This window comes from Sphingomonas sp. (genome assembly GCF_035317925.1).
In the GTDB taxonomy this organism is placed as follows: domain Bacteria; phylum Pseudomonadota; class Alphaproteobacteria; order Sphingomonadales; family Sphingomonadaceae; genus Sphingomonas_I.
The window spans coordinates 1-26,831 of sequence record NZ_DATHFV010000021.1 but is presented as its reverse complement, the minus strand read 5'-3'; the positions used below and the strand labels follow the sequence as shown (position 1 = coordinate 26,831).

At 67.1% G+C, this 26,831-nt stretch carries 24 protein-coding genes; 10 read left to right on the top strand and 14 right to left on the bottom strand.

Annotated elements, in window-relative coordinates:
- A partial coding sequence (locus VK533_RS01340) for an alpha-amylase family protein (RefSeq protein ID WP_324374270.1) occupies positions 1-1,506 on the bottom strand: 1,506 nt, incomplete at its 3' end.
- Positions 1,507-1,558: 52 nt separating this feature from the next.
- Positions 1,559-1,981 (bottom strand): response regulator, encoded by a 423-nt coding sequence (locus VK533_RS01335; RefSeq protein ID WP_324374269.1) that lies wholly within the window; start codon positions 1,979-1,981, stop codon positions 1,559-1,561.
- An 82-nt stretch (positions 1,982-2,063) separates the two neighbouring features.
- Between VK533_RS01335 and VK533_RS01330 the strand changes: the two genes are divergently transcribed.
- A complete protein-coding gene (locus tag VK533_RS01330) occupies positions 2,064-3,314 on the top strand; it encodes a dicarboxylate/amino acid:cation symporter (protein WP_324374267.1) in 1,251 nt (416 codons plus the stop codon).
- Here the strand turns inward: VK533_RS01330 and VK533_RS01325 are convergent.
- Positions 3,311-4,285, bottom strand: coding sequence for a serine hydrolase (locus VK533_RS01325; protein WP_324374265.1), 975 nt, complete (start codon positions 4,283-4,285; stop codon positions 3,311-3,313). The two genes, VK533_RS01330 and VK533_RS01325, sit on opposite strands and share 4 nt — an antisense overlap.
- 138 nt (positions 4,286-4,423) lie before the next feature.
- Here VK533_RS01325 and VK533_RS01320 point away from each other — a divergent pair, with 138 nt between their 5' ends.
- On the top strand, positions 4,424-5,335 hold the full coding sequence (locus VK533_RS01320; RefSeq protein ID WP_324374263.1) for a pseudouridine synthase: 912 nt from the start codon (positions 4,424-4,426) through the stop codon (positions 5,333-5,335).
- A 4-nt stretch (positions 5,336-5,339) separates the two neighbouring features.
- Positions 5,340-5,894, top strand: a complete 555-nt coding sequence (gene rsmD / locus VK533_RS01315; RefSeq protein ID WP_324374261.1) for a 16S rRNA (guanine(966)-N(2))-methyltransferase RsmD — start codon at positions 5,340-5,342, stop codon at positions 5,892-5,894.
- Here rsmD and VK533_RS01310 read toward each other — a convergent pair.
- Positions 5,848-7,119, bottom strand: a complete 1,272-nt coding sequence (locus VK533_RS01310; protein ID WP_324374259.1) for an MFS transporter — start codon at positions 7,117-7,119, stop codon at positions 5,848-5,850. The two genes, rsmD and VK533_RS01310, sit on opposite strands and share 47 nt — an antisense overlap.
- A 79-nt stretch (positions 7,120-7,198) precedes the next feature.
- Positions 7,199-7,480 carry a hypothetical protein gene (locus VK533_RS01305; protein WP_324374257.1) on the bottom strand — a complete coding sequence of 94 codons (282 nt, stop codon included), beginning with the start codon at positions 7,478-7,480 and terminating at the stop codon, positions 7,199-7,201.
- Between the two features lie 186 nt (positions 7,481-7,666).
- Between VK533_RS01305 and VK533_RS01300 the strand changes: the two genes are divergently transcribed.
- Positions 7,667-9,940 (top strand): ATP-dependent helicase, encoded by a 2,274-nt coding sequence (locus VK533_RS01300; RefSeq protein WP_324374255.1) that lies wholly within the window; start codon positions 7,667-7,669, stop codon positions 9,938-9,940.
- Positions 9,941-9,959: 19 nt separating this feature from the next.
- Here VK533_RS01300 and VK533_RS01295 read toward each other — a convergent pair whose 3' ends face one another.
- Positions 9,960-11,633, bottom strand: coding sequence for an alkaline phosphatase family protein (locus VK533_RS01295; RefSeq protein ID WP_324374253.1), 1,674 nt, complete (start codon positions 11,631-11,633; stop codon positions 9,960-9,962).
- Between the two features lie 14 nt (positions 11,634-11,647).
- Between VK533_RS01295 and VK533_RS01290 the strand changes: the two genes are divergently transcribed.
- A complete protein-coding gene (locus tag VK533_RS01290; RefSeq protein WP_324374251.1) occupies positions 11,648-12,541 on the top strand; it encodes a GNAT family N-acetyltransferase in 894 nt (297 codons plus the stop codon).
- On the opposite strand, the gene VK533_RS01285 is transcribed toward VK533_RS01290, so the two are convergent.
- Positions 12,514-13,098, bottom strand: a complete 585-nt coding sequence (locus VK533_RS01285) for a PEPxxWA-CTERM sorting domain-containing protein (protein WP_324374249.1) — start codon at positions 13,096-13,098, stop codon at positions 12,514-12,516. The genes VK533_RS01290 and VK533_RS01285 overlap by 28 nt on opposite strands.
- A 166-nt stretch (positions 13,099-13,264) precedes the next feature.
- On the opposite strand from VK533_RS01285, the gene VK533_RS01280 reads away from it, so the two are divergent.
- Entirely contained in the window at positions 13,265-14,386 is a 1,122-nt protein-coding gene (locus tag VK533_RS01280) for a hypothetical protein (RefSeq protein WP_324374248.1), read from the top strand.
- Here VK533_RS01280 and VK533_RS01275 read toward each other — a convergent pair.
- Positions 14,355-16,343 carry a M13 family metallopeptidase gene (locus tag VK533_RS01275; protein WP_324374246.1) on the bottom strand — a complete coding sequence of 663 codons (1,989 nt, stop codon included), beginning with the start codon at positions 16,341-16,343 and terminating at the stop codon, positions 14,355-14,357. The two genes, VK533_RS01280 and VK533_RS01275, sit on opposite strands and share 32 nt — an antisense overlap.
- Before the next feature lie 31 nt (positions 16,344-16,374).
- Complete coding sequence (locus tag VK533_RS01270; protein ID WP_324374244.1) at positions 16,375-16,983, bottom strand: cysteine hydrolase family protein; 609 nt, start codon at positions 16,981-16,983, stop codon at positions 16,375-16,377.
- Between the two features lie 94 nt (positions 16,984-17,077).
- On the opposite strand from VK533_RS01270, the gene VK533_RS01265 reads away from it, so the two are divergent.
- The 3 genes from VK533_RS01265 to VK533_RS01255 all read left to right on the top strand — a co-directional run bounded on the left by VK533_RS01265 (position 17,078) and on the right by VK533_RS01255 (position 20,007).
- Complete coding sequence (locus tag VK533_RS01265) at positions 17,078-17,971, top strand: LysR family transcriptional regulator (protein ID WP_324374242.1); 894 nt, start codon at positions 17,078-17,080, stop codon at positions 17,969-17,971.
- A 70-nt stretch (positions 17,972-18,041) separates the two neighbouring features.
- Positions 18,042-18,971: a hypothetical protein gene (locus tag VK533_RS01260; protein ID WP_324374240.1), complete on the top strand. Its 930-nt coding sequence runs from the start codon at positions 18,042-18,044 to the stop codon at positions 18,969-18,971.
- Positions 18,958-20,007, top strand: a complete 1,050-nt coding sequence (locus VK533_RS01255; RefSeq protein ID WP_324374238.1) for a serine protease — start codon at positions 18,958-18,960, stop codon at positions 20,005-20,007. Before VK533_RS01260 ends, VK533_RS01255 begins: the two co-directional genes overlap by 14 nt.
- A gap of 3 nt (positions 20,008-20,010) precedes the next feature.
- On the opposite strand, the gene VK533_RS01250 is transcribed toward VK533_RS01255, so the two are convergent.
- From VK533_RS01250 to VK533_RS01235, 4 genes are read right to left on the bottom strand one after another with little or no spacing between them, the layout of a single operon-like run.
- Positions 20,011-20,250, bottom strand: coding sequence for a hypothetical protein (locus VK533_RS01250; protein WP_324374236.1), 240 nt, complete (start codon positions 20,248-20,250; stop codon positions 20,011-20,013).
- A gap of 31 nt (positions 20,251-20,281) precedes the next feature.
- A complete protein-coding gene (locus VK533_RS01245; RefSeq protein WP_324374235.1) occupies positions 20,282-22,204 on the bottom strand; it encodes a TIR domain-containing protein in 1,923 nt (640 codons plus the stop codon).
- Between the two features lie 51 nt (positions 22,205-22,255).
- Positions 22,256-22,957 carry a GNAT family N-acetyltransferase gene (locus VK533_RS01240; protein ID WP_324374233.1) on the bottom strand — a complete coding sequence of 234 codons (702 nt, stop codon included), beginning with the start codon at positions 22,955-22,957 and terminating at the stop codon, positions 22,256-22,258.
- Positions 22,933-24,978 carry a S9 family peptidase gene (locus tag VK533_RS01235; protein ID WP_324374231.1) on the bottom strand — a complete coding sequence of 682 codons (2,046 nt, stop codon included), beginning with the start codon at positions 24,976-24,978 and terminating at the stop codon, positions 22,933-22,935. Before VK533_RS01235 ends, VK533_RS01240 begins: the two co-directional genes overlap by 25 nt.
- Before the next feature lie 120 nt (positions 24,979-25,098).
- Here VK533_RS01235 and VK533_RS01230 point away from each other — a divergent pair, with 120 nt between their 5' ends.
- Positions 25,099-26,586 carry a hypothetical protein gene (locus tag VK533_RS01230; RefSeq protein WP_324374229.1) on the top strand — a complete coding sequence of 496 codons (1,488 nt, stop codon included), beginning with the start codon at positions 25,099-25,101 and terminating at the stop codon, positions 26,584-26,586.
- A gap of 52 nt (positions 26,587-26,638) precedes the next feature.
- On the opposite strand, the gene VK533_RS01225 is transcribed toward VK533_RS01230, so the two are convergent.
- Positions 26,639-26,831, bottom strand: a 193-nt coding sequence (locus VK533_RS01225; RefSeq protein ID WP_324374227.1) for a DUF2497 domain-containing protein, incomplete at its 5' end; no start/stop codon positions are given.

Genomic DNA, 26,831 nt, shown 5'->3' with positions numbered 1-26,831 from the left:
CGCGAAGTCTGCGCGCGATTGGCCATCCTCGTCGTAAAGCCCGGTCTCGAAGGTCGCGAGCAAGGAGCCGCCGCTCGTGGCGAACGCCCGCACCGCCGCCGCCTGCACGTCGCTCATCAGCGCGACGTTCGCCAGCACGAGCACCTTGTAGCGTTCCAGCGTCTCGGGCTTGAGATCGCGTTCGAGGATCACGTCGAACGGGATCCGCGCCTCGCTCAGTAGCTGATACATGCCCTGCACGGGATCGAGCGCGTCGGTACCCGGCGGCGCGTTGTAGCGCCGGTTGGAACGCTGCGACACGACCAGTGCCACGTTCGCGATCGAGCGGAGATTGTGGAAATGGCGGTCGTTCGTGGCCATCCACGGCAGGATGTCGCGGCCGACCTGCTGCCAGCGGCGGTCCTCGACGAAGCCCTGATAGAAGCCGAGCCAGTGATAATGGACGGTTCCGCCAGCGGCGATCGTCTGGAAGATGCGCGAGCGCACCTCGACCGGGTTGCCGGTGACGTTGCGATAGCGGATGTCGCCCGCAATCTCGTAGGCGGCGGTGATGTTGGTGACGGGGCGGTCGCCGATGATTGCCTTGGCGATGCGCGTCTGCTGGCTCGAATCCCAGGCAGGCTCGCCGACGCGGCCACGGCCCTGGTTGTCGGCCTGAAACCAGGGCGCGTTTTGGGTGAGTTCGGTCAGGTCGAGATTGCCGCCCTTGAAGCCGCCGCCGAGATTGCCCGAGAAGATCGATTTGGGATCGTGCCGCGCGCAGAGCGAGGCGTAGCTGTTCCACAGCTCGACCGCGCGTTTCTGATAGGCATCGCGATAGGCCTGACTGTGCGGATCGCCGATTTTCTTGCAGCTGGCGCAATAGCAGACGACCGCATCCACGCCCGGCCAGCCATTGGTGTAGACACCGTCGATCGGATATCGGCCCAACAACTCGTCGAACAGTTTCGGAACGAAATCCGTATAATAAGGGCTGAACTGACAAGTCGGTGCGAACTCCGACGAAGCCGAGGGATCGTCGGGCGCGCCGACCAGAGACCGCCGCACGAGCGAGCCGTCTTCGTTGCGACAGAACCAGTCGGGATGCTTTTCGGCCAGCTGGCTCTTGGCGATATCGATGCTGAGCCGCGCCATCACGCGCACGCCCGCTTTCTTCGCCGCCGCGACGCATTCGCCGAAGATGTCGCGCCCGTTGAGCCAGGCGCTGACCGGCAGATCGGGCAATTTGGTCGGATAGAAAGCGACCACATTGGTGCCGCTGAGGTACGTCACCTGCGCCTTGCAGTCGGCGAGATAGCCGCCCCACGCCTGCGCATCGAAATGCTCGGCGTCGCGTTCGTTGAAATTGACGTGGACGATGCGCTTCATGCGCTGATGCCAGGCCTGCGGATCGTAGTGGCGGACGGGGCTTGCGTCGGGTGCGGCGGCAGCCTTGCCGGCGGTCGCCGCCGCGGCGGCAAGCGTGCCCGCCAGACCCACGAATTCGCGCCGGTTATGCTCCATCATCGCTCTCCCGCACCCCAGTGATTCCCGGGAGTTGGCGCGATGATAGCGCTACCTATTCGCCGAACAAGGTGAAGCTTTTGGGAATGCGCTTGCACACGCGCCCGGAGAGCTTGGCGTCGACCGTTTCGATCGCGGCGAGCAGGTCGCGCTGGCTATAGGGCTTGGCGAGGAGGCCGACCGCCGAGCCCTTCAGCCCATCCGGGCAGCCGCCGGTGACGAAGATCAACGGAACGCCTTTCTCCTTGGCGGCGCGCGCGACATCCTGGCCCCGGCCGCCATCGGACAGATTGACGTCGGCCAGAATGAGGTGGACGTCGTCGTCGATCGCGTGGACCGCGTCGGGCACGCTATCGACCGTGGCGACGATCTCGTAGCCCGCGTCGCGCAGGAAATGTTCGTTGTCGAACGCGACCAGCGGCTCATCCTCGACGATGAGGATGCGCTTGAGCGTCCGTGCACGCTTACCGAACAACATCCGCCTCTGACCTCGCTGGGGTGGGCTTGACGGCCCGTCCCTTTACCCCGACCACTTCGCCTCCCGGGAGAGAGGCCGTCACGTGGCTAAACGCATAACCTTCTACATTCTGTTGGCGATGATTCTGGGAATCATCGTCGGCTTCATCCTCAACCGGACTATTACCGATCCGTCCGCCACCGCAACGATCACCGACGCGCTTTCGATCCTCACCGGCCTGTTCCTCAAGCTGATAAAAATGATCATCGCGCCGCTCGTCTTCGCGACGCTGATGAGCGGCATCGCGCATATGGGTGACAGATCCGCGTTGGGGCGCATGGGCGTGCGCACGATCGGCTGGTTCATCCTCGCCGGATTCGTCTCGATCGCGCTCGGATTGCTGTTCGTGAACATCATCCGTCCGGGCGTCGGCCTCGATTTGCCCCTGCCGCCCGCGAACGAAGCCAACGGCGTCGCGCAGGCGCATTTCGTGTTCAAGGATTTCATCCTCGATCTGGTGCCGAGCTCGATCTTCGACGCATTGGGCAAGAACGCGATCCTGCAGATCGTGGTGTTCGCGAGCTTCGCGGGCGTCGCCGCGACCGCGATCGGCGAGAAGGCCGCGCCGATCGTGCGCGCGATGGATTCGCTGGCCCAACTGATGCTCAAGATCACCGATTATGTGATGCGCGTCGCGCCGATCGCGGTGTTCGCCGCCGTCACGAGCGCGGTGACCAAGGAAGGGCTCGGGATCCTCGTCACCTTCGGTTACTTCATGGGTGGCTTCTATCTCGCCCTGCTCTGCCTGTGGGGCCTGTTGTTCACGGTGGCGGTGGTCGCGGTCGGCACGGGACGCGCCAAGGACCTGTTCCGCTTCATTCGCGCACCCTTCCTGATCGCTTTCTCGACCGCGTCGTCCGAAGCCGCCTTCCCGCGCACTTTGGAATCGCTGGAGGATTTCGGCGTGCCGCCACGCATCGCCGGCTTCGTGCTGCCGCTCGGCTACTCGTTCAACCTCGACGGCTCGATGATGTATTGCAGCTTCGCGACGATGTTCATCGCACAGGCCTATGGCATCCACCTCTCCTTCACCCAGCAGATCACGATGATGTTGCTGCTGATGGTGACGTCGAAGGGCATCGCCAGCGTGCCGCGCGCGAGCCTGGTGGTGATCTCCTCCACGCTCGCCACCTTCCATATTCCCGAAGCCGGGCTGCTGCTGATCCTCGCGGTCGACCAGTTCCTCGATATGGGGCGCACGGGCACCAACGTGGTCGGCAATGCGGTGGCGTCGACTTTGGTCGCGAAATGGGAAGGCGCGCTGGAACCGAGCAAGCCGGCGGTCGCCGTCTAGCGCGCGATGGTGCGGCCCATCGAGGTGGATTCGAGCGTGCCGAAGCCGTCGTAGAGCACGCGCGCGAGCTGGGCGATGCGGCTGTCGCGTTCCCATTCGGAGCGCATGCCGCGCGCGAACACCGCGACCGCGAGATGATGGCCGTTGGGCAAGGTGACGATGCCGACATCGTCGGACACGCCCGCGAGCGTGCCGGTCTTGTGCGCGACCGGCGTTCCGGCGGGGAGCATACCCTTGATCCGGCTGCGGCCGGTGACGCAGCGCGCCATCACGTCGAACAGATATTGGGTGCTGTCCGCGCTCAGCAGTGCGCCCTTGTGCAGGCGCGCGAGCAGCTGGACCATCGCCGACGGTGTCGACGTATCGCGCGCATCGCCGACGAAGGCCGGGTTCATCTCGCCATCGTCGTTGAAGGTCGCGGATTGCGCGACCTCGAGCGGCGTGCGCGGCAGATTGGTGGGCAGATAATGCCCTGGGCGGCCGCGATCGTCATAGACGAGCTTGGCGATGGTGCGGTCCATGCGCTGGCCGCGAATGCCCGCGCGCGTCAGCCAGGCATTGACCGCCTCGGTCCCGCCGACCGCGCGCAGCAAAATGTCGGCGGCCGCATTGTCGCTGCGGATCAGCATCTGCTGGAGCAACTGGTTGGCGGTCACGGTCGAGCGGCGGCCGTAACGATAGAGCTGGTCGAGATTGAAGCGGCCGCTGTCGACGCCCGCCAGATAGGCGCCCGCGATCGCGATCTTGACCGTGCTCGCCATCGGGAAGGGATCGCGCCCGGCATAAGTGATGGTTTCGCCCGTATCGAGATCGGTCGCGGCGATGCCCAGACGGCCATTTTCGGTGTTGGCGATCGCGCCCAATTGCTCGGCGAGCGTCGGCTGGTGTGCGGGATCGGGCTGGAATTGCCCGTCATAGGAAAGCGCGAATTGCGCCTGGAGCGGCGCCGTTAGCAGCGCGGCCCCCGCCAAGATCGTGAATATACGCCCTTTTCGTACCGTCACGCCGTCCCACCCATCGACTTATCCACAACCACTCAGAATCGATAGAACGGCAGGCTGACAAGCTTTTTGTGGGCAAGTTGCGCCGTATGAGTCTAAAAACGCGATGTGTCGCAAAAACCAGACCCCGAACAGCCGCCCCGCACCAGCGGGCGCGAACCCCAGCGAATAGCCAAATTGCTCGCCCGCGCGGGCGTCGCGTCGCGGCGCGAGATCGAGCGGATGATCGAGGCGCGGCGGATCGCGATCGACGGCGTCGCGATCGAAACGCCCGCGACGATCGTCACCTCGCTCCATGGCGTCACGGTCGACGGCAAGCCGGTCAGCGCCCCTGCCCCGGCGCGGTTGTTCCTCTATCACAAGCCCGCGGGGCTGCTGACGACCGAGCGCGATCCCAAGGGCCGCCCGACGATCTACGACAAATTGCCGCGCGATCTGCCGCGGGTGGTGCCGGTCGGCCGGCTCGATCTCAACACCGAGGGGCTGTTGCTGCTCACCACCGACGGCGAGTTGAAGCGCGAGCTTGAGCTGCCCGCCACGGGCGTCGAACGCGCCTATCGCGCGCGGGCCTATGGCGCGGTCAGCCAGACACAGCTCGAGGATCTGATCGAGGGGGTCGAGATCGAGGGCGTGCGCTACGGTTCGATCGACGCCAATCTCGAACGGCGCACGGGCACCAATGTGTGGATCGAGATGCGGCTGCGCGAAGGCAAGAATCGCGAGGTGCGGCGCGTGCTCGAATATCTGGGGCTGCAGGTGAACCGCCTGATCCGCACCGCCTACGGCCCGTTCATTCTCGACGATCTGCCGCCGGGCGAAGTCGGCGAGGTGCGCCAGCACGATCTGGTCGCGTTCCGCAACACGCTGAAGAAGCCCAATGCAGGGTCGCGGCTGATCGAGAAGCGCGCGCCATCGGCACCGCGCCCCAACGCCGGACCTTCCGAGTTGCCGGGCGGGCGGCGCGGGCGTCCGCGTCGGCGCACAGGGGCGCCGCCGGTCAAGACCAAGGGCAAGAGCTGACACGATGCGGCTGATTTCCGGCAAATGGGGCGGCCGCGTGCTGCATGCCCCGCCCGGCGCGACCACGCGCCCGACCGGCGACCGCACCCGCGAGGCTTTGTTCTCGATGCTGGTCAGCCGGATCGGATCGTTCGAGGGGCTGACGGTGGCGGATATCTTCGCCGGCACTGGCGCGCTCGGGCTGGAAGCGATGTCGCGCGGCGCGGATTATTGCGTCTTCGTCGATCAGGATCGCGAGGCGCTGAAGGCGCTCAAGGCCAATATCGCGATGCTGGAGGCCAAGGCCGACGTGATGCCGGTCGCGGTGTCGTCATTGGGGCCGTCGCGGCGCGCGTTCGATCTGCTGATGTTCGATCCGCCTTATGGCACGGGCGGTGCGGGCGCGCTGATCGAGAAACTGACGCGGCTCGGCTGGGCGCAACCCTCCGCCTGGGCGGCGGTCGAAACGCACCATGACGAGAGCGTGTCCGCCGATGGCTGGGCGATCGAAGTCGAGCGCAGCTACGGGATCGCTAAGCTGACCGTGCTCTCCCGACTAATGCCAGAGCAACCAGACTGATCAGGGCCGCGCCGCCGCAATACAGGCCGACCCACAGCAGCCCGCCGGCGGTGACCAGCTTCTGCGCGACCAAAGGCGTGAGCCCGCCGCCGAGCACGCCCGCGACATTGAACGCCATCGATACGCCGGTGTAGCGCACGCGCGCCGGGAACAGGCTGGGCAGCCATCCGCCGAGCGGGCCGTAGACGAAGCCCATCAAGGCCAGCGACAGAGCGAGGAACAGGAACACCTCGAACAGCGAACCGGACGTCATCATCGGCGCCATCAGCAGCCCGGCGAAGATCGTGCCGACGCAGCCCGCCATCAGCACGCGCCGTTCGTCATAATGGCGATCCGCCAGCCAGGCGGAGACATAGATGCCGGCGGCCATGAACAGGATCGCGCCGAGCTGGACGCCGAGGAAGGCTTTCATGCTGTAGCCCAATGTCTTGGTGCCGTAGCTGAGCATGAAGGCGGTCGAGACATAATAAAGCGCGAAGCAGGCGATCGCGCCGACCGTGCCCGCGACGAGCGGGCCGAGGTGGCGCGACACCAGTTCGCCCAACGGGACGGCGGGCGGCGGCGCCTTGGCCAGCGCGGCGGCGAATTCGGGGGTTTCGGCGAGCCGCAGCCGGATCCACAGGCCGACGATCACCAGCAAAGCCGACAAAGCGAAGGGGATGCGCCAGCCCCAGTCGTGGAACTGGGCGGGCGTCAGCACCGCGCCGAGGATCAGGAACAGGCCGTTGGCGGCGATGAAGCCGACCGGCGCGCCCAATTGGGGGAACATGCCGAAGCGCGCGCGCTTGCCGGGCGGCGCATTTTCCACCGCGAGCAAGGCCGCCCCGCCCCATTCGCCGCCGAGGCCGAAGCCTTGGCCGAAGCGCAGCACGCACAGGAAGAGCGCCGCGATCCAGCCCGCCTGAACATAGGTCGGCAGGATCGCGACGAGCATGGTGGAGATGCCCATCGTCAGCAGCGACGCGACCAACGTCGATTTGCGCCCGATGCGGTCGCCGAAATGGCCGAAGAAGATCGAGCCGAGCGGGCGCGCGACAAAGGCGACGCCGATCGTCGCGAACGCCGCCAATTGCTGGGCGGCGGGCGAGGTCTGGGGGAAGAACAAGGCGCCGAACACCAGAGCCGCAGCGGTGGTGTAGACGTAGAAATCGTAGAATTCGATGCTCGTGCCGATCAGGCTCGCCGCCAGCACGCGCCGTGTCGAGGGCGTTGCCGCTCCCGCCATATCCCCTCTCCCTTTAACGGAAACGAGGATTGGCGCGGCGGGCGGCGGCGGTCAACCACGCGCCCGCCGATCGGCCTGATTAGCGGTGCTTGCGCGCCAGTTCGTGCGTCTGGACGCAGCGATCGTGCACGGTGCGCGAGCAAGGCGGATAGTTGGTCGTATCCGGCGGCGGCGGCGCGACGGTCGAGGCCGGCGGGCTCGGATTGGTGATCGGCGCGGCCGTATCCGCCGGAGCGGGCGCCGGCGCGGGCGTGGCGCTCATATCGGTGGGAGCCGGCGGCGGCGTGGTCGTGTCGGGCGTGGCCTGAGCGATAGCGGCGGACGCGATCAGCGACGCGGCAATCAGGAAGGTGGCTTTCATCGGGTGATCTCCTTGCTAGACGGACCATTGTCCGCTTCCCCCACTCTCCCGGCGGGGGCCGGCGAGGTTGTTACGGCGATGACGCCATAAAGTTCCGCAGCCGGGACAATGTGGTCGCAATCAAAGGTGATTTCCCGATCCCGCCGGTGGTTGCCCCCCGGCCCCTTGTTCCCTACCTGTTCACCGGTGAGTCTTCCCGCCCCCTCCCCCAATGACCCGGCCTATCTGCGCGGGCTGAACGCGCCGCAGCGCGAGGCGGTGCTGACCACCGATGGGCCGGTGCTGGTGCTGGCGGGCGCGGGCACGGGCAAGACCGCGGCCCTGACCGCGCGGCTCGCGCACCTGATCGCGACGCGGCGCGCCTGGCCGAGCGAGATATTGGCGGTGACCTTCACCAACAAGGCAGCGCGCGAAATGCGCGCGCGGGTCGAGCGCATCACCGACGGCGCGATCGACGGCATGCCGTGGCTCGGCACCTTCCATTCGATCGCGGCCAAGATGCTGCGCCGTCATGCCGAGCTGGTCGGGCTGCAGAGCAATTTCACGATCCTCGACACCGACGATCAGTTGCGGCTGCTCAAGCAACTGATCCAGGCGGCCGACCTCGACGAGAAACGCTGGACGCCGCGCGCGCTCGCCGGGCTGATCGACCGCTGGAAGAATCGCGGCTGGACGCCGGCCGAGGTCGATGCGGGCGAGAGCGAGGCCTTCGCCAACGGGCGCGGCCAGGAATTGTACGCCGCCTATCAGGCACGGCTGAAGGCGGTGAACGCGTGCGACTTCGGCGACCTGCTGCTGCACATGCTCGTGATCCTGAAAAAGCATCGCGACGTGCTGGAGCAATATCAGCAGCGCTTCCGCTACATCCTCGTCGACGAATATCAGGACACCAATGCCAGCCAGTATCTGTGGCTGCGGCTGCTCGCGCAGGAGCGCAAGAATATCTGCTGCGTCGGCGACGACGACCAGTCGATCTATTCGTGGCGCGGGGCGGAGGTCGCCAACATCCTGCGCTTCGAGCGCGATTTCCCCGGCGCGAAGGTAATCAAGCTCGAACAGAATTACCGCTCGACCCCGCACATCCTCGCCGCCGCCTCGGGCGTGATCGCGCATAATGGCGGGCGGCTCGGCAAGACCTTGTGGACCGAGGAGCCGACCGGCGAGAAGGTGCGCGTGATCGGCGTGTGGGACGGGCCGGAGGAAGCGCGCCGCGTCGGCGAGGAGATCGAGAGCGGGCAGCGCGCCGGCACCACGCTCGACAAGGTCGCGATCCTGGTGCGCGCGCAGTTCCAGACGCGTGAGTTCGAGGACCGCTTCGTCTCGATCGGCCTGCTTTATCGCATCGTCGGCGGCTTCCGCTTCTACGAGCGCGCCGAGATCCGCGACGCGCTCGCCTATCTGCGTGTGATCGCACAGCCCGCCGACGACCTCGCGTTCGAGCGGATCGTCAACACGCCCAAGCGCGGCATCGGCGACAAGGCGGTCGCCAAGCTCCACCAACTGGCGCGCGCGGAGGGCCTGCCGCTGACGCATGCCGGCGCGCGCATCCTCGATACGGACGAGCTGACCCCACAGGCGCGGCGCGCGCTCGGCAACCTGATCGGCAATATCGCGCGCTGGCGCGCCAAGCTCGACGAATTGCCGCATGCCGAGCTCGCGCGGATCATCCTCGACGAGAGCGGCTATACCGCGATGCTCCAGGCCGAACGTTCCGCCGAGGCGACCGGCCGGCTCGAGAATCTGACCGAGCTGGCGCGCGCGATGGAGGAATATGAGACGCTCGGCGCGTTCCTCGAACATGTCAGCCTCGTCATGGACAATGACGCCAATGCCGACGAGGCGAAGGTGACGATCATGACGATCCACGCCGCCAAGGGGCTGGAATATGACACGGTGTTCCTGGCGGGCTGGGAGGAAGGCGTATTCCCGTCGCAGCGTTCGCTGGACGAAGGCGGCACCGCCAGCCTTGAGGAGGAACGCCGCCTTGCATACGTCGCGATCACGCGCGCGCGGCGGCGGGCCTATATCATGCACGCCGCCAACCGGCGCATCTATGGCCAGTGGACCTCGTCCATCCCCTCGCGCTTCGTCAACGAATTGCCGGCCGAGCATATCGACAGCGAGACGACGATGACCGGCGGCGAAAGCCTGTGGCGCGCGCAATGGAGCGAGCAGGCCGACCCCTTCGCCCACGTCGCCCGCGCCGCGACCCGCGGACCCGGCTGGCAACGCGCGGTCGGCAAACCGCTCGACATGAGCCCGACGCGATTGGCGGAGGTTAAATCCAGCGCGGCGTCATTCGCGGCCAAGCCAAGGAGCGACATCGCGTTGGGCCAGCGCGTGTTTCATTCGAAATTTGGGTACGGGCTGATCGCGGAGATCGAGGGCAACAAGCTGGAGATCGATTTCGAGCATGCCGGGCGCAAGCGGGTGCTGGACAGCTTCGTGACGATTGGCTGATCGGCCCTTCCGGTCCTGCTCAATCCCGTCCGATCACGATAGCCTCGCCGCCACGGCCGGTCCGGCGCAGCAGATCGGCGAGCGCATCTCGCGCAACCGCTTGCCCAGGATCGAGGTCGAGCACGCGGCGCAAAGGCGTCTCCGCCAGCAGCGGGCGGTGCATTCGCGCCATCGCCAAGCCGAGCAGGGCCGACACATTATCCGGCTGTGAGGCCAGCGCGGCTTCAAATACACGAGCGGCGTCAGCCGGGCGCTTGAGCATCATCCAGGCCGCGCCGGCGCGGAGCAGGTCCTCGGGGCCGCCATCGGCTTCGACCCGCTTGAGATAAGGCTGGGCCAACCCCGCCTCGCCGCGCAGGGCATGATAGCCGACGCGGATCAGGGCTTCCCACAAATGGCCGGGCGCCGCCGCCGCGATGCGATCGGCCAAAGCGGGCAAGGGTTCGGCTTCCTCGGCGGCGACGTGGGCTGCCGCGCGGGCGCCGAGCGCGGAGATCAGATTGGGATCGAGCGCCAGCGCGGCTTCGGCGCGGCGGCCGGCGGCGGCCGGGTCGCGGGTCAGCAGCATCTCCGCCTCGGCGGCGAGCCTGCGCGCTTGCCAGGCGGGCGGTACGCGCGGCGGGGCGTGGCCGAAGGCGGCGACGCGGGCGAGATCGGCGGCATCCGGCGCAGATGCCTCTGCCGGAGGGCGGGCCGGATCCAGCAAGCGAAGCGGCGCGGCGTGCGCGAGGAGTGCGCGACCGGGCAAGGCTGGATCGGCGAGGCCGAAACGGGCGAACAGGGTCGGCGCGAGATCGCGCGCCGCAGCGCCGCGCAACTGCTGTCCGGCCGCGATCCCGGGGCCGGCAGCCGCCAGCAGGCCCGCCCGGCCGAGGCTGCCCGGAGACACGAGCAGGATCGTAGCGTCGTCTGGCAAGGCCGCCACGGTCGCGCCGACGAGCGCGTCGAGCAGGGTCCAGGCCGCATCGACCACGCCGTCGAACGGCGGCGCGGCGTGCGCGAAGCGCGCCTGCACTTCCTCGATCCAGCGATGGTGGACGAACAGGGCCTGCCACGGCGCGTCCTGCAGCAGCGCCATCGCGGCGGCATGGCCGCTGCTGAGACGGGCGATCATCAGCGCCAGATCGACGAGGCGATGCTCGCGCGCCTGATCGATCGTCATCAAAGCGGGGACGAACGGCGCCAGCATCGTGCCGGTGACGTCGAGCGGATGCATGCGCAGATCGCGCAGCCGTTCGCGCCAATCGTCCGGTGCGACGCCCGGCGGCAGTAGCCAGTCCTGCGGCACCTTGCCGCCGGCGGTCGCGAAGCGCGCATCGATATGGACGCCGGGCCAGGCACTACCGGGCGCGGTCACGGGCCAGCCGACGCTCGCGGTGGCGATCCCGGCATCGGCCAACCGCAACCAGACCGGATCGGCCCTCCAGGCAAAGCGGCCGATGGGACGCTGCCCGCCTGCCCATGGTTCTTCGGGCAGGATGATGCCGTGCGTCTCGGCGGGAAGGCCGGTGGCGAGCGTGGCCCAAGCGGCGGGGCCATCCGGGGCGGCGGACGCGAGCATCCGCCCGGCGGTGCCACGCGCGATCAGGCGGGCGATCGCGGGCAATCGGCCGGCGGCGACGCGCTCGGCCATGCCCGGCCAGTCGATCCCGGCAAGGCCAAGTATGATGGTTTTGCCCGATAGCGCGGTCATGCTAGCCCGGCCTTATGCCCGATTTCACGATCGCCCGTGCCGAAGAAGCGGCCCTGCCCGCCTGCTTCGCCTTGCTGCCGATGCTGGCGGCGCCCGAGGCGATTATCTTCACCGCGCGCGATGCCGACGGCACGCTCGCCGGCGCAGGCGGGTTGTTGTGGCAGAGCTGGGGCGAGCCCGCCGGCCTGCCCGCATGGGTACACGTGCTGCCGGATCGGCGGCGGCAGGGCATCGGCCGGGCTTTGATGGCGGCGCTGAAGGCAGAGGCGATCGGCGCGCTCGGTTCGGTCTGGGCGGGCCGGTCGATCGCGGACGATAGCGAGGCGGCGGCGTTCGCACGCGCCTGCGGCTTCATCGCCGAGCGCCGCCAATTGTTCTTCGAAGCGGATGCGCGCGACTTCCAGCGTCAGATCGCGCCCACGGTCGATCGGCTGCGATCGCGCGGGCGGATTCCGGACGGCGCGCGGGTGGCGGCACTCGACGACGCGCCGGTCGACGAAATCGGGCTGCTGGTGGCGCAGGAATTCCGATCCGGCCCGCTGCGGATGGCGCAGATGCTGGGCCGGGCGATGATCGCCGATCCCGCCGAAGCGCCGATCGACCGGCTGGGATCGCGCGTGCTGATGGTCGATGGCGCGCTCGCGGGCGCGTTGCTCAGCCGGCGCACCGGCGCGGATGCCGCGCATATCGTCTGCAACGTGGTGGCGCCGGGCTGGCGCAAGGGCTGGGCCAATGCGCTGCTGCTGGAAGGCTTCACCCGCGCGACGATCGCGGCGGGCTGCACCCGGATCGGGTTCGATTGCCGCGACGACGTGCGCGACACGATCGGCCTCGCCGCGCGGAGCGGGGCCGATCATATCCGGACCGACGGTCTGTTCCGTTATGCGGTGGCGGACAGCGCCGACTGACGGCGGCGCAGGGCGGCGCCGGCCATGCCGAAGCCGAGGATCATTTCCGCCCAGATGGCCGGTTCCGGCACGGCGGGCGGCGGCGCGACCACGGCCGCGCCGTAATCGACCGCGCTGACATGGGTGCCGCCACCATCGACGGTGAAATAACCGTATTCGGTCTCGTCGCCGATCGTGAAATGAATGCCGTAATAGCCGTCGCCCACCCCAAACGGGCCCAAGGGCTTTACCGATGCCTGGTAGGGAGAGCTGCTGTCCGGCGTGTACGGCGAGCCACCTTCGCCCAAGATTCCGGCGTCACCGTTCGCGGCAAGCGTGGTCAGCGACTTGGGGCCATTTCCAAAGTCTCCCATGCTCGACGTGAAAGTGAACTGCGCGTCTTCGATCGGCACGCCGAGCGCGATCGCGGTGCCGCCGTCGGTCGCCGTGTAGTCGAGCTCGAAATGGGTCGCCTGCGCGGCGGTGGCGAACGAGCCGGCGGCGAACAGGATCGTCGGCTTGAGCACATGCTTGTACTGAATCACGGTGATACCCCCCAAACGCCCGAGCAGTCCCACAGCCCGAACGAATCCATCAATGCTTACCCGGATTGTAACTTCCTAACAAGTCGCCGCTCGACGTTAACCTTGATTTCGTGGTAATATTTCGTTGCCGAAACGAGCCTTTACCCTGCTTTCGCTTGTCGCGGCCTTTCCGCTCAGGCATTTACGGGCGATGTCGGGGGTGTCAGTTTTAGAGCGTAATGCGGAGGTTGGGGCGGCCACGCTTGGCGCGTGGTTCGCGCGCGATCCGGAACTGCGCACCCGCTATCGGCGCTTCCGGCGCATTGCGTTCGGCATCGCCGGCAGCAATTACGATATCTCGCGCACCTGCAACCTGACCTGCGAAGGCTGCCTGTTCTTCGAGGGCAGCGATTATCTGGCGCATCTCGACGACAAGGACGATGCGCAATGGGATGCCTTCTTCGCGTCCGAGGCGGCGCGCGGCGTCAATTTTGCCTATCTCGCGGGCGCGGAGCCGGCGCTGCGCCCCGAGCGGCTGCACATCGCGGCGCGCCATATCAAGCGCGGCGTGGTGTTCACCAACGGCACGATCGCGATCGATCCCGCTTTGCCCTATCGGCTGCATGTGTCCCTGTGGGGCAATGTCGAGGATACGGTGCGGCTGCGCGGCGGCAGTTCCTATGACAAGGCGTTCCGGCTGTACGGGAAGGATCCGCGCGCGATCTTCATCTACACGGTCAATGCGCAGAATCTGGGCGGCGTGTGGGGCGCGGCCGAGCGCTGCGCGGCGACGGGCGCCAAGCTGTCGTTCAGCATCTTCAGCCCGACCGAGCAATATCGCGACAAATTGGCGGCGGGCGTGACCGCCGACGGCGACTATTTCCGGATCAGCAGCGCGGCGGCGCATCTCGCGCCCGACGCGGCGATGCTGGCCGAGATCCGCGCGACTTTGGGCGAAGTCGCCGCCGCCTTCCCCGATACGGTGATCTATGCGCCGGCTTACAATCAGTGGGTCACCAATCCGGACAGCCTCTACCAGATCGACCCCGAAACCGGCTGGGCGACCGACTGCGAGACGCGGCGCGCGCCCTATTTCCGCCATGTGCGCACCGACCTCACCACCAGCGACAGCAAATGCTGCAGCCCCAATATCGATTGCCGCGATTGCCGCGCTTATTCGATGGCCTCGGGCACGGCGGTGAGCCGCTTCCGGCGCTTCGCCGCCACCTATCAGGGCTTTCGCGACTGGATGGATATCGCCGAGCAATGGTGCGCCTTGTTCCTGCGTGAGGGGCCGGAACCGACGCCGTTCACCAGACCCGAAAGCGCGCCTCGGGCTTGAGGTAGAGTTTGTCACCGGGCCTGACGCCGAACACGCGGGCCCATGCCTCGACATTCCGGACCAGATCGGCACGGCATACAGGCGGGGCGTGGGTGTCGGTTGCGATCTGTCGCTGGAGGGCCGCGTCGGTCTGCAGGCGGCGCCAGCGTTGCGCGAAGGCGATGAAGAAGCGCTGTTCGCCGGTCAGGCCATTTTTGACGACGTCGCGTTTACCATGCAGCGACAGCAGATAGGCGTCGTGGGCCACCAATAAGCCGGCGAGATCGGCGCTGCTTTCGCCCACTATCTGTTTGCCGTGGGCGCAGGCGTCGGGGCCCGGGCAACACGTATCGAGTTGCGCGGCGAGCGGCGCGGTGGCGGCCTGATAGTGCGCCAGATCGTCCTTGCTCCACCACAGGCCCAGCCGTCCCTGCGCGTCGTAGAGATTGGCGACCTCGTCGAAGCTGTGGCTGATCTCGTGGGCGATGCCGGCGCCGGCGGAGCCGTAATTGGAGGCCGCGTCGCCCGCCGGATCGAAATAAGGCGGCTGGAGCAGGCCCGCCGCGAAATCCATCGTGTTGGGGCTGATGTTGAGCACCGCCCCTACCGCCTGCGGATAGAGGCCGCCGGCCCATTCGTCGGGATCGACGCGGCGGCTGAGCTTGGCCGTTTCGCGGTGGTAGGCGAAGGTCTCGGCGCGCTGGAGATTGCCGAACGCGTCGCCGCGCACGACGGCTAGCTGCGAATAATCGACCCAGCTTTCGGGATAGCCGAGCCCGACCCGGAGCGCCGCCAGCTTGGCCAGCGCCTTCGCCTTCGTCTCGGGCGCCATCCAGGTCAGGCCGGCGATGCGGGCGCGGAAGGCGGTGCGGATATTCGCGACCATATCCTCGGCGGCGGCCTTGGCGCGCGGCGGGAAATAATGGTCGACATAGAGCCGGCCGATCGCGTCGCCGAACGCCGCCTGGGTTGCCGCCAGCGCCTGCGGTTGGGGATCAGGCGCTGGCGGCATCGGCGCGCCCGCGAGGTGCGCGTCGAAGGCGCGGCGTTCGTCGCGCACCGCCTGCGGCAGGACGGCGGCATAATGGTCGATCAGGTGGAAGCTGAGGTAATCCTTCCAGGCGTCGAGCGGCTGGGTGGCGACGAGGCTGGCGCCGCCGATCACGCCCTGCGGCTGCCAGACGACGAAACGGGTCGCGGGATCGAGCCCGGCCGCCGCGAAATAAGCGGCCCAATCGATGCCCGGCGCCCTGGCGGCGAAGTCGGCGGCGCGCCAATCGTTGTCGGTCTTGAAGACATCGTCGGTATCCGCGCGCGACGCGTGCGTCCGGGCGATGGCGATCTCCAGATCGAGCACGCGCGCGGCGCGGATTTCCGGCTGGTCGAGGCCGCTGAGCCTCAGGAGATTGGCGACATGCGCGCGATAGAGCGCCCGGTGCGCGGCGGTGTCGGCCGTCGAACCGAGATAATCGTCCTGGGCCAGCCCCAGCCCGCCCTGCACGAAATGGGCGGCATAATGATCGGGATCGTGGAAGCCCTGATGGATCCACACGCCCCACAGGCTTTCGGTCTGCTGGTTGGTACCGTCGTCGAGGCGGAGCGTGCGGCCGAGCCAGGCGGCGAGTGCCTTGCGGTCCCCGATCGCGGCGATGGCGGCAAGGTCGCCGGACAGCGGCGACAGGCCCTTGGCGTCGATACCGGCCAGATCGAGCCGGCTGAGATAATAATCGCCGATCTTGCGCGTGTCAGGCGACACGGGAGGCGCCTGGGCTAGCACGACCGCATCCGCGATCAAATCCCTCACCCGCTGCGCATTGGCGGCTCGCAGCATGGACGAGGTGTCGATGCTGGACGCGCCGTCGGGCAGCGTCACGCTTTCGAGCCAGGCATGGTTGGCATAGCCATAGAAATCGTCGGCGGGCCGGATCGACGGGTCAACACCCGGCGCGCCGCCCAAAACCGGCGCGGCAGCCAGCATTGCACAGAGCGCTATCAGCGGGCCGCGAACCCTAAACATGATCGGCGTGCCGTGCCGTCACGGCCTCGCCCCCGGCCCCTGCAAGCGCGGCGATCAGCCACCTTGTATCGACGATCCGGGCAAACTCGCCCTGCAGATCGCTGAGCGCGTTGCTGTGGACATCGGCGGCGGGACGGATCGTCCCGTCGAGATTGGCGCGATCGAATGCAGCAGTCGCATCCGCCACGACGAAGGTCTCGTAACCGAGGTTGCCCGCCATGCGGGCGGTGGTCGAAACGCAGTGATTGGTGGTGAGCCCGACAATCGCCAGCGTCGAAATGCCGAGCGCGTGCAGATCGGCGTCGAGACTGGTGCCGATGAAGGCGCTGTTGACGGTCTTGCGATAGACCCACTCGCACGGCTGCGGCCGGGCCTCGGGCTTGGCCGCGCGGCCGGGCATGCCGCGCCGGAAATGCCCCGCGGGGTCGGGCGAGTCATGATGGACATGGACGACGAGCGTCCCGACCGCGCGGCACGCCGCGATCAGCGCCGCGACGTTGAATTCGGCCTGCGGATTGTTGCGCGGTCCCCAGGCCGGATCGTCGAAGCCGAGCTGCATGTCGATCACGAGCAAGGCGGCGTTGTGGCGGAAGTCGGTCAAGCGTGGTGCTCCTTGGTCCCACCGGGAGGTTGACCCCGATGATGCGGGCAGCCAAAACGCCGATGAAGGCATCGGAAAAACCGATGGGATGGCCATGACGAGGGATTTGGAAGTTCGTCACTGCCGCGTGCTGGTCGCGGTGCACGAGCAAGGTGGCGTCGGCGCCGCGGCGCGCGCGCTCGGCGTCGCCCAATCGACGGTTTCGGAGACGTTGCTGTCGCTGGAGCGGCTGCTCGGCGCGCCGGTTACTTTGCGCCGGGCCGGTCGCGAGGCGACGCTCACCGCCGCCGCCGAAGCCTTGCTGCCGCACGCACAGGCGCTGATTTCGGTTTCGGAAACCGCGCTCGCCGCCAGCGCGCGCCGGGCGACGATCCGGTTCGGCACGGTCGAATCGATCAGCTCGTTCCTGCTGCCCGGCCCGTTGAGCGACTTCCGGCTGCTGTGGCCGCAGGTCGACGTGCGTATTTCGATCGGGCTGTGCGAGGATTTGAGGAAGCGCGTCGGCCGGTCGGATCTCGATGCCGCGCTGACGATCGAAGCGGCCGGACGGCCCCGCGATCGGGATCTGGCCGAAGACTATTGGCCGGCGCGGCTGCGGCTGGTGGCCGCACCGGATCATCCGCTCGCCGGCCGCGTCGTGCAGCGCCGCGACCTGGAGGGGCGGACGTGCCTGCTCACCGATCATGACGGCGCCTTCAGCGATCTGGTGAAAGCCTGGGTCGGCAGCGGTGCGCGCCCGCCGAAACTGGAATCGGCGGGCAGCGTTGACGGGGTGAAACGCGGTGTGCTCAAAAGCGACGCGATCGGCGTGCTGCCGGATTATGCAGTGGCGGACGAGCTTGCGGCGCGGTCACTCGCCGCGCTCGGTCTGGCCGATCCCCTGCCCCCGGTTTCGCTATGCCTGACCACGCTCAAGCCGCCGCCCGCCGCATCGCCGCTGGAGAGCCTGATCGGAAATATCCGGGATGGGCTGCAAAGGCTGGATTAGCGCCTTCGGCCCTTGACGCTGCGCCGCCGAGGGTATCGTATCTCGGCCGTAACTGCTTCCGGGGGGAGCGATGCGCCGGGGCCTCATCTTTTTCTGCTCGATCACGCTGGCCGGCTGCGCGGCCGACCCTTCGGTGCGCTACGTCGAAGCGACCAGCCCTGCCGCTGTCGCCACGGCATCGCCGCATCTGATCGACAGTTTCTACCTGCAGAAGAACGACGTCCACATCGCGCTCCACAACAGCGCGGCGGAGGGCAAGCCGCCGGTCAACGATCTGGTCGTCACCGACACCCGCGCGGAGGAGGCAACACACCGGCTGATGATCCTGCGCGACGATTCCGCCTGGACCAAGACCACGATCAGCCTGGCGAAGGTCGAGAATAGCGATCTGATCGAGAGTGCGGGCGTCGCGGTTGAGGACCAGAGACTGACGCTGATCCAGACGATCGGAAATGCGGCCAAGACCGTGCTGCCGCTGCTGGTCGGTGCCAGCGCCAGCGAGATCAAGCCGGAAGACCAGCCGATCCCGAGCTGCGAACACTTCCCCCGGGAAGCCTGCGATCTGCCCCAGCCCGGCGCGCTCGGCATTGGGGCGGCGGCCGGGCACCAGGGCCCCAAGGGATGGTTCCAGGCGCTTTGGGGCCCGGTGCCGCCCAGCGCGATCCCGGTCGCGGACTTTCTGGCTGGGCTGGGTACGCGCCATGTGCACGGCCTCTATTACGCGTCCTGCCGGTCGCTTGAGATACGCTTTGCCGGCGACGGCCCGCCCAGCGACGAGGGCCCGCCAACGATCACCCGCTATGACTGGAAGGGCAAGGTCGCCGATCCGCGCTGGGTCGAGTTCGTGCGCTTCCCGCGCAAGGGCAATATCCGGATGCATTCGCAATGCGGCGTATCGATCACGAGCGAGGCCGACCCGACCCAGTCGACCGCCGCCTTGCTCAACGAGGCGCTGAACCAGGCGGCCGCGGTCAAAGCGGCGGTCGATGCGCCGCATTGAGGCCATCCTCGCCGGGCTGAGCCTCGCGGCGGTCGCCGGCCCCGCCTGGGCGCAGAAGGGCGAAGTGCACATCCCGATCCCGAATACCAACCTGCTGCCGCCTTGCGATGGGCCGCTCTGCCCGGGCCAGGCGGTGGGCGGTAAGGCGGTCCATTTGGGCCACGCGCCCTTTCAGGCCGAAATCTATTCGACGACCTACAACGATTTCACGCCCGCCGAGCTTGCGGTCCAGCCCGAATGGGACCGCCGGCACCGCTGCGGCGGCACGCTGATCGCCGAGCGATGGGTACTGACCGCGGCGCATTGCATCACGCAGGATCTGGTCGACAAAGGCTATCGCGTGCGGCTCGGCGCCACCGATCTGTCGACCAGCCCCGGCGCATCCTTCCGGATCGATCACCTGATCCGTCACGCGGACTTCAACGACCGGATCTCCGCCAACGATATCGCGCTGATCCACCTCGCGGCGGACGCGAAAACCGATTTGTCGAAGGCAGGCCCGATCAAGCCGCTCGCGCTGCACGGCGCGGATCCCGACGATTTTCCGCTGCTGGAATCGCCCAGCTATGACGATCATCGCTATATCAGCGGCCGCGTGACGAACCGTCGGGATCCGCGCGGAACGGTTGAGGAGACCCAATATGTGTCCGCGTTCGGCTGGGGGAATACGCAGCCCGGCCCGGACGGGCATCCGTCGGTGGTGCTGATCGAGGTCGATCTCGACCTGGTGCCGTCGGACATTTGCCGCACCGCGCGCGGCTATGCCGCCCGCGTCCATGCGAGCACGATCTGCGCGTCACGCCCGGGGAAGGATACGTGCACGGGCGACAGCGGCGGTCCGCTCGTGCTGGACAGCGATGTGCGTTCTAAACCCGATGAAATGCCTTTTACCACGCACACGCTGATCGGGATCGTCAGCTGGGGTGACGGATGCGCGCAGACGGGGAAACCCGGGCTCTACACCCGGGTCACCGACTATCTCGACTGGATCGCCCGCGCGATGAAGGCGCCGCAGACCGTCAACAGCCTGCGCTAGTCCTTATTTCGCCGTGCTGGCCGCCGGCTTGCCGCGCGTATCGGTGTTGCCGCGATCGCCATTGTCGATCGCGTCCGTGGCGTTGGCGGCGTCGCTGACATTGTCGACATTGCCGAGATCCTCGACCACCGCCGCATTGCTGCTCTCGGTGACGTTGGTGTCGGTGGTGGTTTCGGTCTTGTGGCATGCCGCTAGCAGCAGGGCCGAACCAAAGATCACCAAACCGGTCTTGCGCGAAATCATAGTCTGCCCCCATCGTAACGGCGTCGCAACGTCATGCCAGATGCAGGCGCCGGAGCAAAGGCTGGAAACGGGGATCGGTCCGCAACGGATCGAGCAAGGGATCGGTCGCGCTCCACATCAGGCCGGCGTCGCCGACCGTCTCGGCGCGCTGGAGCGCGGCGAAGGCGCGGTCGATCTGGCCCCATTGCGCCAGCACTTCGGCCTGCTGGTAGATCGCGCTGTCGCCGAGCGTGTCGACCAGCGTGCGCATCGCCGCTTCGGCCGCCGCGGCATTGCCGAGCTTCCGCTCGACGATCGCGAGGCCCGGCAGCTTCCCCATGTCGCGCGGCTCGGTTAGGAAAGCCGCGCGTGCTTCGGCCAGCCGCCCGAGCAAAAACAATGCGACCCCCTTATAACCATTCGCATAGCCCAGCGTCGGATCGAGCCGCAGCCCCTCCTCCGCCGCCTGCACGGCCGCCTCATAATGACGCGCCGCGATCTGGACCGAGGCGGCGGCGCGGAAGGCGCGCGGATTGAGCCGATCGAGCCGCGTCGCGCGCTCGACCGCCTCGATCGCCCGGGCGGATCGGCCGGTGCGCGAGCAGTAGAAGGCGTAGGAAACCGCCGTATCCGCGTCGCCGCCGCCCAGCGCATAGGCCCGGTCATAAGGCGCCCGCGCGCCTTCGACGTCGAGCCTGCCGGTATAGAGGGCATAAGCGAGCGCGAGCTGCGCCTGCGGCAGATCGGGCGCGATCGCGACCGCGCGCTGTGCGTCAGCGATCGCGGCATCGTAGAGCGTGCGCAATTCGTCCGGCTTGGCATAGGTGCTGGCGATCGCCGCCTTGACGCGCGAGCGCGCGGCGAAGGCGGCGGCATAATCGGGATCGAGCGTCACCGCCGCATCATATTGCGCCAAAGCGCCGCGATCGGTGCTTTCATCCTTGTCCGCGCTGAACAGGGTGCGGCCGTGCAGGAAGGCTTCGTATGCCGCGACATTGTCGGTGCCGCCTGACGTTTTCGGGCGCGTGCCGACGCGCGAGGCAAGGTCGTCCGCCACGGTGGAGGCAATCTCGCTCTGGACCGCGAACACGTCGCTCAATTTGCGGTCGAACGTCTGCGACCAGCGGCTGAGACCGGTCGTTGCGTCGATAAGCTCGGCGGTAACCCGCACCATGTCCGCCGCGCGCTGCACGCTGCCCTCGAGCAGAAAGGCCACGCCCAACTTCTCGGCAATGATCCGAGCATCTTCAGATAAGCCTCTAAATTTATTAGAAGATGTTGGTGCGGCCACCTGCAGCGCATCGTCGCGCGCCAGCGTCGCCCTGATCTCTTCCGCCAGCCCTTCGGAGAAATAGGCCTGAGATGCATCGCCGAGCGTCTCGAATGGGATCACCGCCACGCTGTTCGCGGTCGCGCGCGAGCGCCCCAACAGGCCGGTGCGCCAGATTATTCCGCCGGTCGCCAGCACGGCGGCCAGCGAAACGCCGCCGAACGCCAGTATCCACCGGCGCGATGCACCGCTTTTCGGCCGCCGATCGGAGGCCGACGAAGTCGTCCGCTCGCCCGGCGCGGCAATCGCGCGCAGCAGGGCGACGAATTCGGGCGCGGCCGCGTCGCCCCGCCAGGCCGAAAGGTCGATCGCATGATATTGGCGGAAGCCGAGCGGCGGCTCGGTGCCGTCGAGCGAGATCGGCACCAATTTGTGCGAATCCCGGCCCTGACCGGCCTCATCGCGAACCCAATCGGACTCCACCGATGCGCGCGACCATATCGCGACGACGGCATCGGCGATCGCGAGCCGCTCCTCGATCTTGCGCGCGAACGCCTCGCCGCCTTCGATCAGGGCATCCCACCAGAGGTCGATCCCGGCGTCGCGTAACGCCTGCGCGATCGGCTCGACCCGCTTCCGGTCCCCGCGCGCATAGCTCAGGAAGACGCATCGCCGCTTGTCCGCGCTGGCTGCCTCCCCCGTCATCGCCGAACTACAGCATATTCGCACGGTTTCGGATAGCGCGCGTCACCCGCGTCAGGCAGGCGCGACCAGCACGGTCAGCGTCATCGCCGACCGTAATCTGAAACCCAAAGCCTCGTAGAGCGCGATCGCGCCCGCATTGTCGGCATAGCTGTGCAGGAACGGCGTCTCGCCCCGCGCAACGATCCGTGACGCGACGATCCGCATCAGACCGCCGGCATAGCCCTTGCCGCGATGGTCCGGGTGGGTGCAGACGCCGCTCACCTCGGTGAAACCCTCCGGCCGCAACCGCTCGCCAGCCATCGCGATCAGCCTGCCGTCCTGCTTCACGCCGATGAAATTGCCCATGCGATTTGTGTGTTCGAAGAACGGGCCGGGCTCGGTCAGCCGGGCGAGCGCGAACATCGCGGGCGCATCCGCATCGCCCAGCGTCTCGACTTCGAACGCCGGCTCCCGCGCCTCGATGCGGTCGGCGATCATCTGCACGCAGGCGGCATTGTGGTGGACAACCAGCCCGGGCGGCGGCGCGACTCCGTCGACCTCGAGAAACCAGAGGCCTTCGGGGCCGCAGCGCAAACCCGTGAGCGCAAACCGGCTGTCCACCGAGGCGTCGGCCGCGGCGGCGAACACGCCGATATCGGGCCGAAGCCGCACCGCCGCCCCTGCCCGTTCGGCGATGTCCGCCTGGCGCGTAGTGAGCGCGCTCCAGATCGGGCGGTCGAGCTTGTGGCTCAGTCGGCCTTGTTGCCCGTCCACTGATCCATCCAGCCGAACACGTTCTGATACCATTGCAGGCTGTTCTTCGGCTTCAACACCCAGTGATTCTCGTCGGGGAAGACGAGCAGCTTCGACGGGATGTTGCGCCGCTGGAGCGCGGTGAAGGCGGCGATCCCCTGCGTATAGGGAATGCGGAAATCCTTCTCGCTGGTGATCACCAGCTGCGGCGTCTTCCACTTGTCGACCAGGTTGACCGGGTTCCATTTTTCGAACGCCTGCGGATCCTCATAATAAGGATGGCCGCCATGCTCCCATTCGTCGAACCAGAGCTCTTCGGTTTCGTAGGCCATGGCGCGTGCGTCGAACACGCCGTCATGCTGAACGATGCATTTGAAGTGATCGGGCCAGGTGCCCTCGATCCAGTTCATCATATAGCCGCCATAGGAACCGCCGGCGGCGCAGACATTGTCGCTGGCAAGGAAATCAAAGCGTTCGGTCGCAGCCTTGAGACCATCTTTCAGGTCTGTCAGCGGCCAGCCGCCCCAATTCTGGTTGATGCCGTCGGTGAAAGCCTGGCCGTAACCGGTGCTGCCGTGGAAATCGACCGACACCACGGCATAGCCATGACCGGCCCACGCCATCGGATTCCAGCGATAGGACCAGCTATCGTTGAACGTGCCCTGCGGCCCGCCATGGACGAGGAAGGCGACGGGGGCCTTGGCGCCGGGCGCGAGCTGCGCCGGGCGCATCGCGAAGCCCCACACGGTATCGCCGTTCGCGCCCTTGAAATTGTAGCGCGTGACGGTCGGCAGATCGACGCCCGCCAGTTTCGACGCGTTGACGCTGGTGAGGCGCGTGACCTTGCCGTTGGGCGCCCACGCCCAGAGATCGGCGGGCGCGGTCAGGCTGTCGAGCGCATAGACCAGGCCGCCCTTGGGCAGCACGTCGAACGCGGCGACATGGCCCGCCCCGGTCAGGCGATGGACCTTGCCGTCGGCGAGATCGACCCGGAACAGGGGCACGTCGAGCGTATCCTCGGCGGTGACGTAGAGGCTGGCCGAATCCGGCGCCCATTCGAGCGCGCCGACCGAACGATCCCATTTGTCGGTGACCGCATGGGCCTGACCCGAATGGAGATCGCGGACCCACAGCACCTGGCGGTCGGCTTCGTAACCGGGACGCTTCATCGACGTCCAGGCGAGCCAGCGTCCGTCGGGCGACACGGCGGGCGTGGTATCCATGCCCTTCATGTCGGCGGTCAGGTTGGTGGGCGGCGTCGAGCCGTCGGCGGGTGCCGCGAAGATATCGAGATTGACCGAGAGCGGCTCGGTCCGGCCCGCCTCGCGCAACGCGAAATAGACCGTCTTGCCGTCGGGACTCCAGGCGAGTTCGCTGCCGTCGCCCATCGGCTTGGACGGCGTATCGCCGACCAGCGCGCCTTCGATCGCGTGGCCTGCGCCCGTCGCCTTGCCGGCTGCGAGCGGGAGCACGAACAATTGCGAGCGCTGGCCGTCTTCCCACGTATCCCAATGGCGAATGAAAAGCTGATCGAAGGTGCGGCCGCTGCCGGCATCCTTGGGCTTGTCGGGCTGCTTCACGTCGAGCGAGGCGGCGCCGACCGGCCGGTCGGCCCACACGAGGATCGCATCACCCTTGGGCGAGATCTTGAAGCCGGACAGATCGTAATCGCCCGTGACCTGCGTCGCGGGGCCGCCCGCCATTGCTACGCGCCACACCGCGCTGACGTCATTATGGCGGTCGGACAGGAAATAGAGGCTGCCGTCGGGGCCGAAGGCGGGATCGCTTTCCTCGGCGTCGGTCGAGGCGAATTTCTCGGGCGACGCGCCTTTGGTCTTCAGATCGAGCCGCCACAGATCGTGCCGGCCCTTGTTGGCGGCGAGATCGGTCTCGCGCTGGTCCCACACCAGCCATCGCCCGTCGGGCGACGCGACCGGCGCGCCGACGCGGCTCAATGAAACCATGTCCTGAGGAGTGAAAGGCCGCGCGAGCGCGGTCGTGGCGAGGGTGGCGGCAAGCGCCGCAGCCAGAAGCTTTTTCATGGCGACATGGACTAGCAAGCCCGTACGCGCTGGCAAGCGGGGCCACGAATTTCGCATTCGGCCCGCTTCCCTTGCACCGCGCGGCAGAATAGCCTTCCCGCAGGGGAATCGGGGAAAATCATGAAGATCGGCGGTGCTTTCGGGGTAGCGGCTGCATTTCTGGCCTGGGCGGCCTGTGCGCCGGCGATGGCCGCTCCAGGCGCGCCGCTCGACGAGGCGCTTCGCACGATCCGCCAGACCTATGACCGGGGCGACTATAGCGCTGCCTTATCGATGGCGCGACACACGCTCGACGATCGCTCCAACCCGCCATCCGGCGATGCGCTGATGGAGCTGAACAACGTCATCGTCGACTGCGAATACCGAGCCAAGGACATGGCCAAAATGTATCGCGACGCGATGCGGGCAACTGCGAGCGAACCGAGTTCGATCTACGTCTGGCGCATGCGCCTCGGTTCCGAATATAACAGCAAGCATTATGATGCGGCGCTGACGACCATCACGCTGATGGCGCAATCGCACCGGGCAGCCCTGAACGCGACACCGATCCGCCTGTTCGACGCACTCCACGCGCTGATGAAGAATGCGGGCGACCGGGACACCGATTTCCGCATGCTCAAGATATTGAACGACGCCTACCAGCCGATTGCACCGTTCGCGGAGGTGGAGGATCTGCGCCTGGCCTACGCGCGCCAGCTATACGACGCGAACGACAAGGCTGCCGCGGTGAACCTGATCAACGGCATCCAGACCTTCTCGGGGCTGGTGGAGGTCAGCACCGATCCCGACCTGCGCGCGCTGCAAGACCCCAAGGTCAATCTCCAGCTCGCGGCCGAGCGGCAATTGGTCGAGGATCAGATCACGCTTTCGCAGCACCCCGACATCCTGGAAGGCGTGACCCGGGTGGCCGGCGATCTGCGCCGGCTGGGCCGTTACCAGGATGCGCTGGCCGTGCTCGAAAAGGTGCGCCCGCGCATCGGCACGCCGAACGGCTTCAGCGATCGCGATTATCAACAGGGCTCGTGGTGGGAAGGTCTGGCCACAACCTATGTCGCGCTGGGCGATTATGACCATGCCATCGAAAGCTATCGCGCGGGCATAGGCAGCGGAGAATTCGGCCAGCGCAACGTCAGCCAGGTGCTGGACTCCGCGCTGGAGCAGATGCGGTTCGGCCATTACGAGGATGCTCTGGTCACGCTGGCGGCCGCGCCCGATAAACCGGGCGAACGCAGCCCCTATGGCGAGATGGTGTTTCACTATGCCCATGGCTGTGCTGCCTGGCTGGCCGGGCACAAACAGGATGCCGCCAAGGACATCGCTTATGTTACGGTCCACGAAAGGGACGGCCCCGGCAACGCAGTCGCGCTCAGCCTGTGCGTCGGCGATCTCGACGCGGCCGCCGCGCACTTCATCCGCGATTTGAACGATCCGGACGAGCGCGCCGGCGCGCTCGAACATCTGGCCGACTTTCTTCCCAACGCCGCGAACGTGCCCGAACCGCCCGCGGACAAAGTCCTCACCCAATTGAAGGCGCGCGCGGACGTGAAGGCTGCGATCGAAAAAGCGGGGGGAATCCCCTCTTTTCCATTTCGTCGCGACGATCTGTGATGCGTTACGCCTAGGGCGCGATCAAGCGCAGCTTTGTTCGAAATGCGGGCCTTTACCGACCGATAATCCGCGCCACTTCGCGCGCGACGACGCGCTCGACCAGATCGGGTAGGTTGGCGTCGAGCCATTCCTTGAGCATCGGGCGGAGCATTTCGCGCACCACGCCATCCAGGGTGTTCTCGCCCGCGCGGGGATCGATGGTGACGCCGGAGAGCGCCTTGAGAGCGGCCTTGCTCGCCTTGGCG